The 18,390-nt window shown below is 71.6% G+C and carries 18 protein-coding genes and 2 tRNA genes; 15 read left to right on the top strand and 5 right to left on the bottom strand.

The genetic code is table 11. The annotated features are described in order from the left end of the window. The first annotated feature begins 69 nt into the window (after nucleotides 1-69). The 3 genes from O7616_RS29920 (at nucleotide 70) to O7616_RS29910 (ending at nucleotide 2,299) form a co-directional block, all read left to right on the top strand. Nucleotides 70-1,533, top strand: a complete 1,464-nt coding sequence (locus O7616_RS29920; RefSeq protein WP_282304979.1) for an amidase — start codon at nucleotides 70-72, stop codon at nucleotides 1,531-1,533. A gap of 75 nt (nucleotides 1,534-1,608) precedes the next feature. Then, entirely contained in the window at nucleotides 1,609-1,905 is a 297-nt protein-coding gene (locus tag O7616_RS29915) for a hypothetical protein (RefSeq protein WP_282307773.1), read from the top strand. Next, nucleotides 1,892-2,299, top strand: coding sequence for a DUF5130 family protein (locus O7616_RS29910; RefSeq protein ID WP_088988018.1), 408 nt, complete (start codon nucleotides 1,892-1,894; stop codon nucleotides 2,297-2,299). Before O7616_RS29915 ends, O7616_RS29910 begins: the two co-directional genes overlap by 14 nt. Before the next feature lie 55 nt (nucleotides 2,300-2,354). Here O7616_RS29910 and O7616_RS29905 read toward each other — a convergent pair whose 3' ends face one another. Together O7616_RS29905 and pepN are read right to left on the bottom strand one after the other, a co-directional pair. Then, complete coding sequence (locus O7616_RS29905; RefSeq protein ID WP_282304978.1) at nucleotides 2,355-2,918, bottom strand: Uma2 family endonuclease; 564 nt, start codon at nucleotides 2,916-2,918, stop codon at nucleotides 2,355-2,357. 84 nt (nucleotides 2,919-3,002) lie between these two features. Continuing rightward, nucleotides 3,003-5,552, bottom strand: coding sequence for an aminopeptidase N (pepN, locus tag O7616_RS29900; RefSeq protein WP_282307772.1), 2,550 nt, complete (start codon nucleotides 5,550-5,552; stop codon nucleotides 3,003-3,005). Between the two features lie 218 nt (nucleotides 5,553-5,770). On the opposite strand from pepN, the gene O7616_RS29895 reads away from it, so the two are divergent. The 4 genes from O7616_RS29895 to O7616_RS29880 all read left to right on the top strand — a co-directional run bounded on the left by O7616_RS29895 (nucleotide 5,771) and on the right by O7616_RS29880 (nucleotide 8,935). Continuing rightward, complete coding sequence (locus tag O7616_RS29895) at nucleotides 5,771-6,397, top strand: disulfide bond formation protein DsbA (protein WP_282304977.1); 627 nt, start codon at nucleotides 5,771-5,773, stop codon at nucleotides 6,395-6,397. 170 nt (nucleotides 6,398-6,567) lie between these two features. Beyond that, nucleotides 6,568-7,092, top strand: coding sequence for a hypothetical protein (locus O7616_RS29890; protein WP_282304976.1), 525 nt, complete (start codon nucleotides 6,568-6,570; stop codon nucleotides 7,090-7,092). A gap of 87 nt (nucleotides 7,093-7,179) precedes the next feature. Then, on the top strand, nucleotides 7,180-8,379 hold the full coding sequence (locus tag O7616_RS29885; protein ID WP_282257065.1) for a DUF1015 family protein: 1,200 nt from the start codon (nucleotides 7,180-7,182) through the stop codon (nucleotides 8,377-8,379). 88 nt (nucleotides 8,380-8,467) lie between these two features. Further along, nucleotides 8,468-8,935 (top strand): ribose-5-phosphate isomerase, encoded by a 468-nt coding sequence (locus O7616_RS29880; protein WP_282257066.1) that lies wholly within the window; start codon nucleotides 8,468-8,470, stop codon nucleotides 8,933-8,935. A gap of 9 nt (nucleotides 8,936-8,944) precedes the next feature. On the opposite strand, the gene O7616_RS29875 is transcribed toward O7616_RS29880, so the two are convergent. After that, a complete protein-coding gene (locus O7616_RS29875) occupies nucleotides 8,945-9,289 on the bottom strand; it encodes a hypothetical protein (protein ID WP_282257067.1) in 345 nt (114 codons plus the stop codon). Between the two features lie 140 nt (nucleotides 9,290-9,429). On the opposite strand from O7616_RS29875, the gene O7616_RS29870 reads away from it, so the two are divergent. Next, nucleotides 9,430-9,975 carry a hypothetical protein gene (locus tag O7616_RS29870; RefSeq protein WP_282257068.1) on the top strand — a complete coding sequence of 182 codons (546 nt, stop codon included), beginning with the start codon at nucleotides 9,430-9,432 and terminating at the stop codon, nucleotides 9,973-9,975. 157 nt (nucleotides 9,976-10,132) lie between these two features. Here the strand turns inward: O7616_RS29870 and O7616_RS29865 are convergent, their stop codons facing one another. Continuing rightward, nucleotides 10,133-12,268: a M14 family zinc carboxypeptidase gene (locus tag O7616_RS29865; RefSeq protein ID WP_282304975.1), complete on the bottom strand. Its 2,136-nt coding sequence runs from the start codon at nucleotides 12,266-12,268 to the stop codon at nucleotides 10,133-10,135. A gap of 186 nt (nucleotides 12,269-12,454) precedes the next feature. On the opposite strand from O7616_RS29865, the gene O7616_RS29860 reads away from it, so the two are divergent. The 3 genes from O7616_RS29860 (at nucleotide 12,455) to O7616_RS29850 (ending at nucleotide 14,718) form a co-directional block, all read left to right on the top strand. Continuing rightward, nucleotides 12,455-12,964 carry a SigE family RNA polymerase sigma factor gene (locus O7616_RS29860; RefSeq protein ID WP_282304974.1) on the top strand — a complete coding sequence of 170 codons (510 nt, stop codon included), beginning with the start codon at nucleotides 12,455-12,457 and terminating at the stop codon, nucleotides 12,962-12,964. Beyond that, nucleotides 12,961-13,806, top strand: a complete 846-nt coding sequence (locus O7616_RS29855) for a hypothetical protein (RefSeq protein WP_282304973.1) — start codon at nucleotides 12,961-12,963, stop codon at nucleotides 13,804-13,806. The genes O7616_RS29860 and O7616_RS29855 overlap by 4 nt, the downstream gene beginning before the upstream one ends. 141 nt (nucleotides 13,807-13,947) lie before the next feature. Then, a complete protein-coding gene (locus O7616_RS29850; protein WP_282304972.1) occupies nucleotides 13,948-14,718 on the top strand; it encodes a hypothetical protein in 771 nt (256 codons plus the stop codon). Between the two features lie 58 nt (nucleotides 14,719-14,776). Here O7616_RS29850 and O7616_RS29845 read toward each other — a convergent pair. Next, nucleotides 14,777-14,850: transfer RNA gene (locus O7616_RS29845), tRNA-Gly, on the bottom strand. Nucleotides 14,851-15,189: 339 nt separating this feature from the next. Between O7616_RS29845 and O7616_RS29840 the strand changes: the two genes are divergently transcribed. The 4 genes from O7616_RS29840 to O7616_RS29825 all read left to right on the top strand — a co-directional run bounded on the left by O7616_RS29840 (nucleotide 15,190) and on the right by O7616_RS29825 (nucleotide 18,257). Continuing rightward, nucleotides 15,190-15,263, top strand: a tRNA-Pro gene (locus O7616_RS29840). Nucleotides 15,264-15,401: 138 nt separating this feature from the next. Beyond that, a complete protein-coding gene (gene tig, locus O7616_RS29835) occupies nucleotides 15,402-16,748 on the top strand; it encodes a trigger factor (RefSeq protein WP_282257073.1) in 1,347 nt (448 codons plus the stop codon). Nucleotides 16,749-16,942: 194 nt separating this feature from the next. After that, nucleotides 16,943-17,584, top strand: coding sequence for an ATP-dependent Clp protease proteolytic subunit (locus tag O7616_RS29830; protein ID WP_088988027.1), 642 nt, complete (start codon nucleotides 16,943-16,945; stop codon nucleotides 17,582-17,584). Nucleotides 17,585-17,594: 10 nt separating this feature from the next. Beyond that, nucleotides 17,595-18,257 (top strand): ATP-dependent Clp protease proteolytic subunit, encoded by a 663-nt coding sequence (locus O7616_RS29825; RefSeq protein WP_088988028.1) that lies wholly within the window; start codon nucleotides 17,595-17,597, stop codon nucleotides 18,255-18,257. Nucleotides 18,258-18,390 lie beyond the last annotated feature (133 nt).

The following is an 18,390-nucleotide window of genomic DNA, read 5'->3' as shown; positions in this document are numbered from 1 at the left end:
GGTTGGTCCGTTTTCGGCAGGCAGCGCGTGTCGGCTGCGCCGAGGTCCGGCGACCGGCAGGATGGCGGGATGGCCGAGCCGCACGACCTGACCGCGTTGGAGCAGGCCGCCGCCGTCGCGCGCGGTGAGCTGTCCAGCGTCGAGCTGGTCGAGCACCACCTGCGGCGGGTGGCCGCGCTCGGCGACACGGTGGGCGCGTTCGTCACGGTCACACCGGAGTCGGCCCGAGAGGCCGCCCGTGCCGCCGACGCCACCCCCACCGAGCGGCGCGGTCCGCTGCACGGCATACCGACCGCGATCAAGGACCTGACCCTCACCGCCGGGGTCCGCACCACCTTCGGATCGGCTGCCTTCCTCGACTTCGTCCCGCCGGTCGACGCCGACGTGGTCCGGTTCATCAAGGCCGCCGGCCTGGTCAGCCTGGGTAAGACGACCACCTCCGAGTTGGGTTGCTCGCTCTACTCGGAGGGCCGGGTCGCGCCGCCCGCCCGTAACCCGTGGCAGTTGGCGTACACCGCCGGGGGCTCCAGCGGCGGCGCGGCGGCGGCGGTGGCCGCCGGGCTCGTCCCGGTCGCCCAGGGCTCCGACGGCGGCGGTTCGCTGCGCATCCCGGCGTCGCTGTGCGGCCTGGTCGGCTACAAGCCCAGCCGTGGCCTGGTCTCCGGCGGGCCGGTCGGCTCCGGCGCGTTCGGGCTGCCCACCGGCGGCCCGCTCGGGCGGACCGTCACCGACGTCGCCGCGCTGCTCGACGTCATGGCCGTGCCGGTGCCCGGCGAGCCCTACCTGCCACCGCCCGCGCCGCCCGAGGGCTACCTGGCGGTGGCGCGCCGGGCCGAGCCCGGCCCACTGCGGATCGGCCGGTTCACCACGCCCATGCTCGCCGACGAGCCGGTGCACCCCGACTGCGTGGCCGCCGTGGACTCCGCCGCCGCGCTGCTCACCGCGGCCGGGCACGAGGTGGTCGAGGTGCCGCCGCCGCTCACGCCCGCGGTGTGGCCGCTGTTCGAGATCCTCTGGTACGTGTTGGCGCTCGCCCCGGTGCCGCCGCAACGGGAGGCGGAGCTGCTGCCGTTGACCCGGCTGATGCGCGCCCGTGGTGCCGAGATCAGCGCCGGCACGCTCGCCGCCACCCTCGGGGAGTTGCAGGCGCAGGTCCGCCTCGGCACCCGGCGCACCGCCGGATTCGATCTGCTGCTCTGTCCCACCCTGGCCGCCCCGCAGGCGCCGGTGGGCTGGTTCACCGCCGACGGCGACCCGGCGGCCGACTTCGACAGGCAACGCCGCTTCTCGCCCTACTGCGCCGTCTTCAACGTCACCGGCGATCCCTCCGTCTCCCTGCCGGTGGGCAGCACGACCGACGGGTTGCCCGTCGGGGTGCTGCTCACGGGCCGGTACGGTGACGACGCGCGGCTGATCGCGACCGCTGCGCAACTGGAGAACTCCAGTGACGGATGGGATCGGCACCCCGCAATCTGGCGGGCCGTCGACTCCGCTAACGTGAATGGTGACGGCGTCGGGTGGCCGGCATCATGATCGTCCATTCGACCCGGCTGTTCGAGGTCGTCCTTCTTCCGCCTGGGGGCGTTGGGATTGTCTGTTACCGAGACGTTGCTGGTCTTCGTCGGCATCCCGGTGGCCGCGGTGCTGGTCATCACCGGTCTCACCTACGCCGGCAGCCGTGGTGGTGCCACCACCGGCGGCGGTGGCCACAAGCGCTACCGTCCGGGCCGGCCCTTCGACTTCACTCCGGTCTGGTTCCTGGGCCGCCCGGAGCAGCTGGCCGACTCGGCCGGCACCGCGCTGACGGCGGGGGCGCAGGCGCCCGCGCTGACCAGCCACAAGCTTGAGCAGGCCAGCGTCGAGGCGCCGGCCGGTGGAACCGGAGGCGCAAGTGACCGTTGGTGAGAAGCAGACCGGGTCGGAGAATCCGCCCGAGGTGCTGGACGGGCCCTTCTCGACCCGCCAGCTGCTGCGCATCGACGAGGCGTTGCGCCTCGCCGACCAGGGCACCGGCCTGGTCTTCTCGGTCTTCGTCGGTGGTCTCGACGAGCCCGTCCGGGAGCACGCCCAGCGGCTGCACCGCCAGCTCGCCGACCCCGACAAGTCGGTGCTGATCGCGGTGTCGCCCAACCAGCGTCAGCTGGAGATCATCACCGGTCGGTACGCCCGCAAGCGCATCCCCGACACGTACGCGAAGCTGGCCGCGCTCTCCATGGCCGGTGCGTTCAGTGGGGGCGACCTGGCCGGCGGCATCATCAACGGCCTCGACCAGCTCGCCAGCCACGCCGGGAAGGGCTGAGCCCTCCCTTCCACGACGAAGCCCGGCCCGCTGCTAGTGGGCCGGGCTTTCGCGTTCAGCGGGGCCAGGCGGAGGGGTCGAGGCGCATCGGCCACGGCTCGTCGACCTGCACGGGGTCGTCTGGACCGACCGTGCCGAGCAGGTTGTAGTGAACGCCCTTCACCAGCTCGTAGCGGTATACGACGGGGCCGAAGTCGCCACGCTCGACCCGCCAGTAGGCGGGTATACCGGCCTCGGCGTAGAGCGACGGTTTGGTGAACCGGTCATGCCGACGGCTGCTCGGTGACTCCACCTCGACAACGAGTGCCACGTCCGCTGCTTCGACCCAGGTGCCGTCCCGCGGGGCTGTCGGCTTCAGCACCGTGACATCGGGGATGAGGTTGCCCTCGACCGCTCGGAGCCCCGCCTCCCGGATGACCCGCCATCCGGCCGGTGCCGCCGATCGAAGGGCCGCCCGTAGCTCATCCGCCAGTTCCTGATGCCCGAAACCCGGGGGTGGTGTCACGTGCAGGCTCCCGTCGATGATCTCGTAGCGGTTCCCGTCCTCAGGCAGGTCGAACAGGTCCTGCTCGCGCCAGCCCCGCTCCGGGGGGCGCCACTCGTAGGTCGGCTGCGCCATCACGTCCACCTCCTCCTGTCACGATAATGCCCGAGGCCGGCGCGGGGTCACACCCACGCCGGCCCCGGGCCGCGTATTCGGTGCTCAGGCGGTCTGGGCGTCCTTCGCGCGGGCCTTCAACGCCCGCACCACACCGTCGCGGCCCTCGGCGACCAGCCGGCGCAGCGGGCCGGGGTGCCCGTCACCGGCCAACCACGCGTCGGTGGCCGCCACCGTGTCGTCCTCCACCAGGTAGGTCGGGTACGCCAACTGCGCGAACTCCTGCGCCGGCTCGCTGTCCCGGGTGGCCCACACCTGCGCGACGGTGGCGAAGTACCGCTCCCGGTACGGGGCGACCAGCTCCACCTGGGTCGGGTGTGCGAAGCCCTGCAACAGCGCCCGGTGCCGCCAGTTGGGCAGCGCGTCGGGGCCGGTCAGCAGGTCCCACAGGGCGGCCTTGTTCTCCGCCGTCGGCACCAGCGCCCTGGCGTACGCGGCTTCCCGCTCACCGCTCGCGGTGCGGTCACCGGCCAGTTCCGCGTCGATCTCGGCGGCACCGGCCGCACCGTTCGCCACCAGGGACGCGAGGACGGACCACCGCAACTCGGTGTCCACGGTCAGCCCGGCCGGGATGCCGGTGCCGTCCAGCCAACCGCGCAGCGTCGCCAGATCCTCCTCGGAGCGCGCCGCCGAGGTGAACGCGCGGGCCCAGGCGATCTGGAAACCGCTGCCCGGCTCGGCGGCGGCGAGCGCGTCTCGGGCGGTCCGGGCCAGGTCGGCCCAGCCGGTCGGCGCCCACGCCGGGTCGGCGTACAGGGTGAGCGTGGTGGTCGCCTGCCGCAGGGTGGCGGTGACCAGGTTGATGTCGGTCTCGGCGGGCAGCCCGCTCAGCGTCAGCGCCACGTAGTCGCGGGCGGACAGCTCCGCGTCGCGGGTCATGTCCCACGCGGCGGTCCAGCACAGCGCCCGGGCCAGCGACGACTCGAAGCCGCCGATGTGCTGCACCACTGTCGCCATCGAGCGCTCGTCGAGGCGCAGCTTGGTGTAGCTCAGGTCGTCGTCGTTGAGCAGCAGCACGTCGGCGGCCCGCACACCGCGCAGCTCGGCGAGGTCGGTCCGCTCGCCGGTCACGTCCACCTCGTACCGCTCGCGGCGGACCAGCCGCCCGTCGGTCAGGTCGTAGAGGCCCACACCGATCCGGTGCGTCCGCAGCGTCGGGTACGCGGTCGGCGCCTCCTGCCGGACCGCCACCTGCTCGTAGGTGCCGTCCGCGCCGATGGTCACCTCCGGGCGCAACGTGTTGACCTGCGCGGTCTCCAGCCACTGCGCCGCGAACTTGCGCAGCTCCCGGCCGGAGGCCGCCTCCAACTCGGTGAGCAGGTCGTCGAAGGTGGCGTTGCCCCAGGCGTGCTTCCCGAAGTAGGCCCGCAGCCCGGCGACGAACGGCTCCTCACCCACGTACGCGACGAGCTGCTTGAGCACGCTCGCGCCCTTGGCGTACGTGATGCCGTCGAAGTTGACCTCGACCGCCTCCATGTCCGGCATCTCGGTGTAGACCGGGTGCGTGGAGGAGAGCTGGTCCTGCCGGTAGCCCCAGTTCTTGCGGATGGACAGGAAGGTCGTCCACGCCTCGGTGAACCGGGTGGCGTTGGTGTTGCACCAGTGGCTGGCCCACTCGGCGAACGACTCGTTGAGCCACAGGTCGTTCCACCAGCGCATGGTGACCAGGTCACCGAACCACATGTGGGCCAGCTCGTGCAGGATCGTGTTGGCCCGCTGCTCGTACTCGAAGTCGGTGACCTGCGAGCGGAACAGGTAGTGCGACTCGGCGTGCGTGACGCAGCCGAAGTTCTCCATCGCGCCGGCGTTGAAGTCGGGCACCCAGAGCTGGTCGTACTTCGGCAGCGGGTAGCGCACGTCGAACTTCTCGTGGAAGAAGTCGAAGCCCTGCTTGGTGATCAGGAACAGGTCGTCGGAGTCCAGGTAGCGCGCCATCGACGCGCGGCAGAACACGCCCAGGTCGATGCCGTCGTGGCTGTCCCGAACCTCGTGGTACGGCCCGGCGCACATCGCCGTGATGTAGGTGCTCATCCGGGGCGACTCGGCGAAGTGCAGCGTCTTGAGCCCTTCACCGGCGGGCTCCTCCCGCTGCACCGGCATGTTGGACACCGCCCGCCAGTGCGCGGGCACGGTGGCGTGCCAGGTGTAGACGCTCTTCAGGTCGGGCTGGTCGAAGCAGGCGAACACCCGCTGCGCGTCGGCGGTCTCGAACTGGCTGTAGAGGTACGTCTCGCCGTCCACCGGGTCGACGGTGCGGTGCAGCCCCTGACCGCTGTTCGAGTAGGCGAAGTCGGCGTCGACGACGAGCGTGTTGTCGCTGTCCAATCCGGACAGCACCAGGCCCTTCTCGGCCGACCAGTCGGCGAGGTCGACCGGTGTGCCGTTCAGCGTCGCGGACCGCACCGACTCGGCGGCCAACTCGATGAACGTGCTCGCACCCGGCTCCGAGCAGCGGAAACGGACCTCGGTCGTGGACCGGAACGTGCGGCCGTCGGCCGCCAGCACCGCTGTCGACAGGTCCAGACTGATGTCGTACCCCGTCACATTGAGCAGGCGGGCCCGCTCGGTCGCCTCGACCTGCGTCAGGTTGCGCACTCCCGGCACGTTCGTCTCCATCCCACATCACGCCGACGCCCGGCGGCGTCCGTCTCCCCGCCACTCGTGACGGCTGGCCCGATTCGAGTCTTCCACGTACGGGCAGCCCGCGGTGGCCGAGGTCACGCTCTCATTCGGGTGCCGCTCGATGCGCCGTGGGGTGAGGATTCGGGTGAGACGCCGGAGCGCCGGCGCCCCTGTTGAGAAGGGACCTCACCGTGACCGAACGCGTCACCGCCGACATGTGGTTCGACCCGGCCTGCCCGTGGGCGTGGATCACGTCCCGCTGGCTGCTCGAGGTCGAGCAGGTCCGGGACGTGGACATCCGTTTCCACGTGATGAGCCTCGCTGTGCTCAACGACGGCCGGGACGAGCTGCCCGAGGACTACAAGACCTTCCTCCGCACCGCCTGGGGCCCGGTGCGGGTCTGCATCGCCGCCGAGCAGCGCTACGGCAACGACGTCCTGCGCCCGCTCTACAGCGCACTCGGCACCCGGATCCACCTCGGCAAGGAGGAGCGGCGGCACGAGCTCTACGTCGCCGCGCTGACCGACGCCGGCCTGGACCCGGCGTTGGCCGACGCCGCCGACAGCACCGACTTCGACGAGGCGTTGCGGGCCAGCCACGAGGCCGGCATGCGCCCGGTCGGGCAGGACGTCGGCACTCCGGTCGTGCACGCCCCCGGCCCGGACGGCAGCCCGGTCGCGTTCTTCGGCCCGGTGATCACTCCGGCCCCGAAGGGGGAGGCCGCCGGTCGGCTCTGGGACGGCGTCCTGCTGGTCGCCGGCACGCCGGGCTTCTACGAGCTGAAGCGCACCCGCGAGCAGGACCCGATCTTCGACTGAGCGGTACGGAAGGGCCCCGGTCAGCGCCGGGGTCCTTCCGCGTACGCCCCACGGCTTGTCGGGTCGCCGCCCTGCCCGTCCCGTCACCGGGAGACCGCCGCGCTCGTTGGCCTGATGTCCGCCGCAGCGACCCAGGGGGTCGCAAGCCGCAGTCCGTGGAGGCAATCCCGATGGCCAAGCACCGTGCGTCCGGTGACGATCAGTTGACCCGACCGGGGGTGATCGACGATTCCGGAGCGGCCTACTGGTCCGTCGACGACTCCCGCTGGCCGGTGGTCCGTCCCGATCTGCCCGCCCACCTGGTCGATCTGCTCGCGCCCCCCATCGTGGTGGGCGTCGCCCGGGTGCCGGTGACCTCCCGGCTCACCCCGCCCGCGCCGGCCACCCCGCTGCCGACGGCCACCGACCCCGCGCCGACGGCCACCGACCCCGCGCCGACGGATCTGCCGGCCCTTGCCGCACCGGCGGAACCCGCGCCTCCACCACCGGCTCCGGCCGCCCCGCGCCCGGTGCCGACGCCGCCGCTGAACCCGCGACCCGTTCCGTCGCCGCCCCCGGAGCGCCCGGTGCCGGGACCGCCCGCGTCGCCTCGTCGCAGCATGAACAGCGGACCGGTCGGGACCGTCCGGCGGGGCGCCAACGGCCCGGTGAGCGTCGGCCGGCACCGCCGGGGCGTTTCCGACCGCGCCGGCTGACCGCCGCGCCGGGCCTGGCGCTTTCATCTGATGGACGCCCTGCGGGTCCCCGTCGGCGGCGACGCCGTCGCCGGTAGCGTCACGGGTATGACGGTCGTGCATCCGATCACCCGAGCGTGGGTCACCACTGGTGGCACCGGCGCGCAGAACTACGACGAGTTCGCCGACGACGCGGAGATCACCGCGATCATCGAGGCGAACCCGCACAGTGCCCTCGGCATCGAGATGCCGCACCGCGCCCCGCAGAGCCTGGGCAGGTCCTTCCTCGACGCGCTGCCGGACGCGGTCTCCCGCCTCGCCGAGGCCAAGGCCGACGGGAGCTACACCCCCGCCGAGCAGGTCGTGGTGCTCTACCGGATCACCGCAGCCGGTGAGGAGCCCGCGTACGGGCTGTTCGCGATGGTGGACACCGACCAGATCTCCACCCGGGCCGACGAGCCGGGCCTGGTCATCCGCAACGAGGACGTGTTCATCGCCAAGGTGCGGGAGCGGGTGGCCCTGGCCGAGGCGCTGGGTCACCTGCTCTCACCCGTACTCCTGCTGCAGACCGGGCGTGGCGACGAGCTGCACGCCGCCCTCGCGACGGCGACCGAGACGGCCGGCGCGCCCGCCGCGACGGACACCGACCAGGCGGGGCGCACGCACGCGATCTGGCTGCTCGGCCCCGGCCCGGAGCAGACCGCGCTGACCGCTCTCGCCGGTGGCGGGGAGCTGGTCGTCGCGGACGGCAACCACCGCAGCCTGGCCGCCCAGACCGGTGGGTTGTCCCGGTTCCTGGCCGTGGTCACCACCCCCGCGTCGGTGGCCATCCAGCCGTACAACCGCTTGGTCAGCGAGCTGACCACCACGCCGGACGAGCTGCTCGACCGGCTGCGGGCCGCCGGCGCCGAGGTCGAGCCGATCGACGGCCCGGTCGAGGTCCCGGCGGCCGGCGGCACCGTGCACCTGCGCCTCGACGGCCAGGGGTACGCGGTACGCCTGCCGGCCACGGCCAGCGCCCGGCTGGAGAACCTGGACCACGCCCTGGTCGAGCGGTTGCTGCTGCGCGACGCGCTCGGTCTCGACCCGGGCGACAAGCGGATCACCTACGTGGGTGGTGACTACCCGGCGAGCTGGCTCACCGGTGAGGTCGACGCCGGCCGGGCCGAGCTGGCCATCCTGATCGCCCCGGTGACCGTGGCGGACTTCGTCGCGGTGAATCTGGCCCGGGAGAAGATGCCCCGAAAGAGCACCTGGTTCACCCCGAAGGCGCGCGGCGGTCTGGTCGTCGCCGAGCTGCCGCGCTGAGCGGCACACCGCTCTACCGTGTGACGAACCCGGCTCTCCGACGCCGCCGCTGCGACGTCGGAGAGCGCGGCCTGACAGACTGCCCGGTATGCGCGTCTACCTGGGATCCGATCACGCCGGTTTCGAGTTGAAGGTGCACCTGGCCAATCACCTGGCCATGCAGGGGTACGAGGTGGTCGACGTCGGCCCGCACGCCTATGACCCGGACGACGACTACCCGACGTTCTGCCTGCACACCGGCACCCAGGTGGTGGCCGACGAGACGGGTCTCGGCGTGGTCATCGGCGGGTCCGGCAACGGTGAGCAGATCGCCGCGAACAAGGTCGCCGGGGTCCGGGCCGCACTGGCCTGGAGCGTGGAGACCGCTCAGCTGGCCCGCCAGCACAACGACGCCAACGTGGTCGCGGTCGGCGCCCGGCAGCACACGCTGGACGAGGCCACCGGCATCGTCGAGGCGTTCCTGAACACGCCGTTCTCCGGCAACGAGCGGCACGCCCGTCGGATCGCCCAGGTGGCCGAGTACGAGCAGACCCGGAAGCTGCCCGACCTGCCCTGAGCCAGGACGTCAGCGCGGCGAGCGGGGCAACTCCTCGCGGGGCACCCAGTTGCGTCGGACGACGACCACCCGGGCCTCGGCCTCGGCCAGGTCGTCCTCGGTCGGTCGGGCCGCGTCCCGGGCTCGCAGGGCGGCGCTGAGCCCCACCTGGGACGAGCCGGAACCGACCAGCCCGCGTAGCCCCCGCTCGCCGTCGCGCTCGTCGCCTCCCGGGCCTCTGCGGCGCGGCGGCGGCGGGTCGTCCCCGTCGTGCACCCCGGCGGTGCTGGCCGTCGGGGTGTCGACGCCGCGCCCGGCCGGGTCGGAGTCGTGGTGGTGGCGTAGCCGTCGCCGTCGTCGGTCCGGGTCACCCATCAGCCGACCGTACCCTGCCCGCGGTGGGATCCGGCACCGTCGGGCCGGTGTGCGTCTCGGGCGGGGTCGGCGACCGATTTGCCGGGTGGCTACCCTCGGATTCAGGCGGCGGTGATGCCGTCGGTCAGGGGGAGGACGAGATGGCAGACCAGACGCAGCCGTGGGCGGAGCGGACCGTGGAGGTGCCGCCGCAGGCCGGCGTCGAGGTGCCGCCGCAGCGCGACGGGTTCCGCCGGGGCGTGGCGCCGGTCGGTCAGCCGCGCAACCCGCGGACCGAGCCGTTCCCGACCGTCGAGCAGGAGCCGACCGGCACCGGTTGGCCCGGCGGGCCGGTCCCGCGCCGGTCGCTGAGTTCACGGATGGCGCAGCTGCGTCGCGGCGGTGAGTGGAGTGCGGCGGCCGGGCTCTTCGCGTTCGTCTGCTGGGGGATCTGGGCGCTGTCCGGTCAGGGTGACCTGAGCGGCCCACTGCTGGTGCTGGTGCTCAGCCTGCTGGTGGCGGTCGGTCTGTTCGCCCTGGCCCGGTTGGTCGGCCGGGTGGTGCTGGAACGGCAGTTGGGGCGGGTCCGGCGCAGTGCCCGAGGTGCTCACCTGGCGACTGCGGTGTTCCTCGCCGGCCTCGGTGTGGCCTGGCTCCAGCAGACCGAGTGGGTCGTCTCCGCCTGGAACTGGATCTCCTCGAACTGATCCGGAGCGCGTACGGGCGGGTCGGCTCAGGGCCGCCCGCCCGTACGCCCGGTCGCGGCACACCGCGACACCGGTCGTCTCCCCACCAGGCAAGGTCGCTGCTTACCCGGCCGGCCACGGTTCATCCGTGGCCGGCCGGTCCCCGTTCGAGGGCGCCTCAGCCGGCGGGCTGGGCGGCGGCGTAGTCGCGGGCCACCCGCACCAACTCGACCAGCCCGCCCGCGTACTCCTGGGACTCGCCGTGCGCCTCGTCGAACGGCGGCTGGAAGCCGACGCCCTCCCACTGGCCGGTGGCCGGGTTCCACCTGTCGTTGCCGACCTCGAAGTCCCAGGCGAAGATGCCCAGCTCGTAGTAGAGCTGGTCGGCCGAGTTGCCGGCGGCGGAGTAGAGCACGTCGGCGACCGGCCCGGTCTGCGACGGCCAGGTGACCGTGCCGCGTTCCTGTGCGATGGCGCCGACGATCCGCCGGGCGCTGTCGAGGAACAGCGTGGACTCGTCGATCGACGGTCGCGGCAGGGTGACCCTGCCGTCGGCCCGGTACGCCCCCGGCGGCCACATGAAGTACCCGCCGTAGGAGTGCACGTTCATCGCGAACTTGATGTTCGGGTGGTCCTCGGCGAGCGCGATGACGTTGCGGCTCTCCGCCTCGGACAGCTCGGCCGTGCCCGCGTAGTTGCCGGAGAGGCAGTTGGCGCTGGCGCCCACGTAACCGTCGAAGTACGAACCGACCGTGTAGTTGCGGTTGATGTCGACGCCCCACGAGGTGCGGTTCTTCGGGTCGCGGGCCGGTCCGGTGCAGTGGTTGACCAGGTTCTTGCGCTGGAAGTTGAAGTCGTTGAACGAGTAGTTCGCGCCGTCCGGGTTGACCGTCGGGATGACGAAGATGTCGACCTGCTCCAGCAGCTCCCGGGTGGCCGCGTCGGTCCGGGCGTTGGCCAGCATCCGCTCGGCGAACTCCAACGTCACCAACGGCGTGGCCCACTCCCGGGCGTGCTCCTGGGAGTACGCGAGCACACCGACCCGGGAGCCGTCCCGGTGTACGCCGAGGCGCAGCGCCTGCACCGTCCACGGCCGGGCCGGCACCTCGGTGCCCTGCAGACCGTCGTCGAGTCGGACCGGCCCGGCGACGGGCATCGGCAGCCCGGCCGAGCCGTCCTCGACGGTGGCCCGGAACCGGTTCGGTTGGCGGGCGTTGATCGCCGCGGCGACCTCGTCGGTGGTGCTCACCGTCTTGCCCCCGGTGTCGGTGGCCAGCGACACGGTCAGCACCCGGTCGCGGTAGCCGACGGTCAGCGGCCGGTTCGGACGACCCGGGTCGACGGTGCGCACCTGCACGCCGTTCATCCCCTGGTCGCCGAAGCGCACCGAGTCGACGACCACGGCGGCCACCGCCGGGTCACCCAGGTACGCGACGGCGTTGCGCCGGTATCCCTGCGTCTTGTTCGGCAGGTCGATGACGTCGACCAGGTCCCGGTACTGGCGGGCCAGCCGCTTGATGCGGGCCTGGATGTCGGTCGGCGTCAGGTACGCGTCGATGAAGTCCTTCTGGTAGCCGGCCGGCAACGGTGGCGGGGCGGCGTCGGGCCAGAGCGTCGGCGTGATCGCCCGGCTGACCCCGCCGAGGCTGGAGGTGGCGGTCAACTGGACCGGTCGGCTCGGCACCGGCTGGGGGAGGTTGTAGTGGTACTGGTACTCGCCGGAGTCCTCGAACCGGTACAGCGGGAACGACCCGGTGGCGCCGTCGGCCGTACGCCAGCTGACGGTGATCTCCACATCCGGGTCGTCGGTGGCGGTGGTCGCCACCTGGGCCTGCAGGAACGTCTGGCCGGTCGTGGTCCACCAGTACGCCTGCTGGACCTGGAGGGTGTCGGTGTTCGCGGCGGTGCGTTGGCCGGCCGGAGCGCGTAGCCCGGCGGCGGTGCGGGCCTGGGCCGCGCGGACACTCTCGGCGTAGTTCCGGCTGCCGTCCTCGGCGCGCTGCACGATCTGCACCGCCCGGGCGCCCTGCGCGGTCAGCTCGGCGAGCTGCGCGCCGGTCAGCACGAGATCGGCGAGGATCTGCCCGTCCCGGGTGCGGGGTCGGTTGGCCAGGTCCGCGCCTGCGGCGACCAGCCGGTCGAGCTGCGCCTGATCGCGTAGCCGCACCCGGACCAGTGCGGTTTCGGCGGTGTTCAGGGTGATCTGCGGGGCGGGGTCGGCTGGTGCGGCGGTTCCGGGCGCGGGGTGTGACAGCACTGCGCCGAACAGGATCGCTGTGGTGGCGGCAGCTGTCCACCGTCGTCGGACGATCATGTGCCCTCCTGACGGGTGTCGATGTCATTCTGGTCCTTACACCAGTGCATAGATCGACACATGTCAAGGTGCCGTCGCGCGCGCCCCCGGTTCCGCGTTGATCTCGGTGAGATCCGCGCGAGTTCCGGAGCAACCCCCTGCCCCCGACCCCGCGTGACTACCTCGAATCGGGGATCGGAGGCCTGAATGAGCGATCGCGACACGGCGTTCGCCGAGTACTTCGCGGCACGGTCCGGTGCCATGCGCGGCACGGCGTACCTGCTGTGCGGCGACTGGCACCGTGCCGAAGACCTGGTCCAGACCGCGTTCGTCAAGCTCTACCGGGTCTGGAACCGGGTCTCCCGGCACGAGGTGCTCGACAGCTACGTACGCCAGATCCTGATCCGCACATTCCTGGACGAGCGACGGCGTGGCTGGTGGCGACGCGAACGGGTGGGAGGCGAGGACGCCGAGCAGGTGGCCCCGCCGGACTCACCGGAGAGCCGGTTGCTGCTGCTCCAGGCGTTGGCGCGGGTGGCACCGCGCCAACGCGCCGTGCTGGTCCTCCGCTACTGGGAGGACCTGTCGGTCGAGGATGTCGCGGCGCTGCTGGAGTGCTCTCCAGGGACGGTGAAGAGCCAGGCGGCACGCGGGCTCGACACGTTGCGTGGCCTCCTGGCACCCACCTACAGCGAGATCGGTATGGGGGAGCGATGAACGAAGACGAGTTGCGCGCGGGGTTGCGCGGCGAGATGGCGCGCCTCACCCCGCCACCACCATCGAGTGCGGCGGCCACGCTCGGCGTGGCCCGGCGGGCGTACCTGCGCCACCGTGCGGTGTGGGCCTCGGTCGGGACTGCGGCTGTCGTGTTGGCGGTCACGGGCTTCGCGGCCGTCGCCACTCCGGGCGGCCGTGTCTACCAACCTGCGGGTCATGGTCCGCCGGTCGCGCCGGATGCGGTGGGGGACACCGCGAAGCCGTGGCCGACCGGGCCCGACGGTCGCCCGCAGGAGGACCGGACAGCGCGGGCCGGCACCAAGTACGACCAGGGGGCCAGACTGCTCCGCGATGTCATCGCGATGGTGCCCACCGGCTACACCGCGCCGGACGACCCGCCGAACCCGCCGGACGGCCAGATGACCCTGCGGACCCACCAGGCGCAGTTCGAAGCCACAGTGGACGGGGTGGACAGGTGGAGTTACTCGACCTCGGTGGCCGTGGCGCAGGGCGAGGGCACCGGGCGCGTCATCGTCGAGGTGCACGAGGCGGGCGGCCGCGAACTGCCCACCGAACCGTGCGCCCTGGCCCAGACGTTCTGGGGCATGGAGGGCGAATGTCAGGTCGAGACCGTGGGAGCGGCGCAGGTCGGCGTGGTGGTCCGACCCGGCAGGGACGACCGGCTGGACCAGTGGTCGGCGTACCGGCACCCCGATGGCGTGGTGGTGTACGTGGCGCAGGGCAAGAAGCTCGACGATCTTCGGCCGGAGCTGACGACGCTGCCGTTCTCCGTGCCGCAACTGGCGGCCCTCGCGATCGACGAACGGTTCCACCTGAAGTGACACGGTGACCCGGCCGCCCCGGGCGGGCCCAGGTGCCGCGATCATGCGGTGCACCTGGGCCTTCTTCGTCCCCGTTGACGGGCACCCGTTCGCGGACCACGGGGGCTACGCTCGGCCGCACCGAGCCGAAGAGGGGGGCCAGTGCGGCATCGACTGCGGGGTATTGCGATGGTGCTGCTCGGCGCGGTGCTGCTGGGCACGCCGGGTCTCGCTCTCGGCTCCTGGTACGGCGGCCGGGGCACCGTGCCGCTCGGCTACGAACGTGCGACGGGTATCGCGGCGGAGCTTCTCCCGCAGGCCGAGTCGGCCGGTATCGGGTTCGAACGCGGCTTCGGGTACGGCGTCTTCCTCGCCCCGGACGACTTCGGCTCGTCCCGTGCGACGTTCCAGTACGGCATCCCCCGAGCCGACTGCGCCCTGTCCGATCAGCTGCGCCAGAATGCCGCGTCGAAGGGGTGGCCCACCCTGCACCGGGTCTCGGGCGGCCCGTGCGACGGCTGGCGCACCGAGGCGGACGGACTGGACGTCACGCTCAGCCACCGCGACACCGTCTCGACGCTGACCATCGCCCCGGCCGCGCCGGACGGTTTCCTCGCCACCACCCTCATCGGCGCCCTGCTCGGCGCAACCGCCGGCGGAGCGCTGTTCTGGTGGGTGGCGCGACGACGCCCACCCGTACCCCGGGTGGCGCGCACACTGTTGATCGTCGCTCTGCTGCCGGGCACCCTGCTCACCTGGCGGGGCCTCGCGTCGCACGGGCTCGCCGACCCGGTCTGGCCCCTCTGGCGGTCACTCGCGCCACTGCTGTGGCCGCTGTCGCTCGCGACTGTGCTGACTGTGTTGATCATTCAGCTGCGGAGACGTAACCGGACGGACGCCGCCGAGTCGACAGTTGCCAGCATCGCCGGCTAGGGGAGCGGCCGACCGGCCCGCACCGAGCGATGGAGCCTCTGACCTGGGCCTTCGTGTGTGGAGCGGGCGACGGGAATCGAACCCGCGTAGTCAGTTTGGAAGACTGAAGCTCTACCATTGAGCTACGCCCGCGTGCACCTCACCTGAGCGGGGTGCGTCGACAGCGTACCCAATGCTCGTGCCCGGCGTGCAGCCGCGCCACCGCCTGGCGGCGTCGCGTCGCCGCGACGCCGCGCGGCACACTTTGAAGATCAACGCAGGCTCGGCGATGTGGCGGCTTCCCGGCCGGTGGACACCGCCACCTCGCCGACGTTGCGTCGATCATGGCGGCCCGCCGGCCCGCCGGCCCGCCAGCCAGGCGGTCCGGCCGCCGGGAGTTGGGGTTAACGATGACTTTCGGGGGACTTGTCCGGGTGGCGGATGCCCCGGCACCGCCTGGGGCGTGGCGACGGCATAGACTGCTCGTCGCCACGGGGTGTGGCGCAGCTTGGTAGCGCACTCGCTTTGGGAGCGAGGGGCCGTGGGTTCAAATCCCGCCACCCCGACTGTCGTCCGCGGCCGGGCCGACCCGGGTGCCGCCCAGTGCGGTCCCCGGGCGATGCCGGAGCGTCCGGCCGGCTCGCCTACACTCGATGGGCTGAATCACGCCCAGACTCAACTGAGATCCGTCAAGGAGTACGCCTGTGAAGAGCACCGTCGAGACTCTGAGCCCGACGCGCGTGCGGCTCGCCATCGAGGTGCCGTTCGTCGAGCTCGAGCCGAGCCTCAAGAAGGCGTACCGGGAGATCGGTTCGCAGGTCCAGGTTCCGGGCTTCCGCCGGGGCAAGGTGCCGACCGCCGTGATCGACCAGCGGGTCGGCCGGGGCACCGTCCTCAACGAGGCGGTCCAGGAGGCCATCCCGGAGAACATCCTCGCCGCGGTGCGCGAGCACGACCTGAAGACGCTGGGGCGCCCCGAGGTCGAGATCACCGAGTTCAACGACGGTGACTCGCTGAACTTCACCGCCGAGGTCGACGTCCGCCCGGAGATCACCATCCCGGACGCCTCCACCATCGAGGTGGTCGTGGACGAGCTGCAGATCGACGAGAGCGAGATCGACGAGCAGGTGAAGAACCTGCGGGAGCGTTTCGCGACCCTCAAGACCGTGGAGCGGGCCGCCGCCGAGGGTGACTTCGTCCAGATCGACCTCAACGCCACCGTCGACGGCGAGGACGTGCCGGGCGGCCAGGCCAGCAACATCTCCCACGAGGTGGGCAGCAAGCAGCTCCTGCCGGGCCTCGACGAGGCCGTCGTCGGTCTCGCCGCCGGCGACGACACCACCTTCACCACCCAGCTGGTCGGCGGCGACTTCGCCGGTCGCGACGCCGAGGTGGCGGTGACCGTGCGCACGGTCAAGGAGAAGGAGCTGCCCGAGCTGAACGACGAGTTCGCGCAGATGGCGAGCGAGTTCGACACGATCGAGGAGCTGCGCGGCGACCTGCGTTCGCGGGTCACCCAGGGCAAGCAGGTCGAGCAGATCTACGCCGCTCGGGACAAGGCCCTGGCGCAGCTGGTCGAGGCCGCCGAGATCCCGGCCCCGGAGGGTGTCGTCCGCGAGGAGGTCGAGAGCCGCAAGCAGGCGATGGTCGACCAGCTGGAGCGGATCGGCGCCTCCATGGAGGAGTACCTCGCCGCCGAGGACAAGACCGAGGAGCAGATCGACGCCGAGCTGACCGAGGCGGCGACCGAGGGCGTCAAGGTCCAGCTCCTGCTGGACACGCTGGCCGACGCCGAGGACGTGCAGGTCTCCGACGACGAGTTCGGTCACGAGATCGTGCACCGGGCGCAGCGCGCCGGGATGGCCCCGCAGCAGTACTACGACCAGCTGGTGCGCTCCGGCGCGGCCGCCGCCGTCTTCGGCGACGTGCGGCGGGGCAAGGCGCTCGCGGCGGTCATGGAGCGGATCACGATCAAGGACTCGGCCGGCAACGGCATCACCCTTGACGCGCTGCGCGCCGCCAACGAGGCCGAGCACAACCACCAGCACTGATCGTCGGGTGCGGCCGCCGTCCGCCGCTGTGCGGTGGACGGCGGCCGAATCCTTTCCCCGGGTACGCCGGGAGCCCGCGCCGCGGGTGTGCCCGACACAGCTGCGCTGAGAGCGAACAGTGCCCCGACCGGGACTCTGCCGCCCCGCACACCGGTTAGTGTCGGGAAAGACGGTACGGAGAGCGAAGGGCTGCCATGACCGACATGCACATCCCCAAGAAGTCGCTCCGGGCGATTGACGCGCGCGGTGGCGACTCCATTGGCAACCTCGACGACTCGGTCTACAACCGGTTGCTCAAGGAACGCATCATCTTCCTGGGCAGTGAGGTGACCGACCAGGTCGCCAACCGCATCTGCGCGCAGCTGCTGCTGCTCGCCGCGGAGGACCCGGACCGCGACATCAACCTGTGGATCAACTCGCCGGGTGGCTCGGTCTACTCCGGCATGGCGATCTACGACACCATGCAGTTCATCGACAACGACGTGTCGACCGTGGCGATGGGCATGGCGGCCTCGATGGGCCAGCTGCTGCTCTGCGCGGGCACCAAGGGCAAGCGTTACGCCCTGCCGCACGCCCGGATCATGATGCACCAGCCGTCCGGCGGCCTGGGCGGCACGGCGTCCGACATCGCCATCCAGGCGGAGCAGATGCTCTACACGAAGCGGATGTTCCAGGAGCGGGTCGCGCACCACACCGGCCAAGACCAGTCGCAGATCGAGGCGGACTCGGACCGGGACCGTTGGTTCACCGCCCAGGAGGCCATGGACTACGGCTTCATCGACAAGGTGATCATCGGGGCCGCCCAGGTTCCGGATGGCGCCGGGACCCTGAGCTGAGGAGCTGACGATGACTGATCTGAGCCTGCCGCCCCAGTTCGCGGCCGTGCACAACCGTTACGTGTTGCCGTCGTTCGTGGAGCGCACGTCGTACGGGGTGAAGGAGTCCAACCCGTACAACAAGCTCTTCGAGGACCGGATCATCTTCCTCGGCGTCCAGGTGGACGACGCGTCGGCCAACGACGTGATGGCCCAGCTGCTGACGCTCGAGGGCACCGACCCGGACCGCGACATCATCATGTACATCAACTCGCCGGGTGGTTCGTTCACCGCGATGACGGCGATCTACGACACCATGCAGTACGTCCGTCCGGACATCCAGACGGTCTGCCTCGGGCAGGCCGCCAGTGCGGCGGCGGTGCTGCTCTCGGCGGGCACTCCGGGTAAGCGGATGGCTCTTCCGAACTCGCGGATCATCATCCACCAGCCGGCCACCGAGGGCGGCTACGGGCAGGGCTCGGACATCGAGATCCAGGCCCGGGAGATCCTGCGGATGCGGACGCAGCTGGAGGACATGCTGTCCCGCCACTGCAACCGCCCGATCGAGCAGGTTCGCAAGGACATCGACCGTGACAAGATCATGACGGCCGAGGAGTCCAAGGAGTACGGGCTGGTCGACACGATCCTGACCAGCCGCAAGAAGGGCTTGCTGGCCGCTCAGGCCGCCAGCTGAGCTGTACCGGGTCAGAGGTTGGCCGGGGCGTGAAGTTCCCGGCCGACCTCTGACACACCCGTTTTGGGGGTCGGAGATTGCCCCGCCAGCGGGTAACGTCGGGTCCGTACCGCTTCGCCGGTCGGCCCGGCGG

Origin of the sequence: Micromonospora sp. WMMD964 (assembly GCF_029581455.1) — a bacterium.
In the GTDB taxonomy this organism is placed as follows: domain Bacteria; phylum Actinomycetota; class Actinomycetes; order Mycobacteriales; family Micromonosporaceae; genus Micromonospora.
This window is presented reverse-complemented; position numbering and strand designations above follow the sequence as displayed.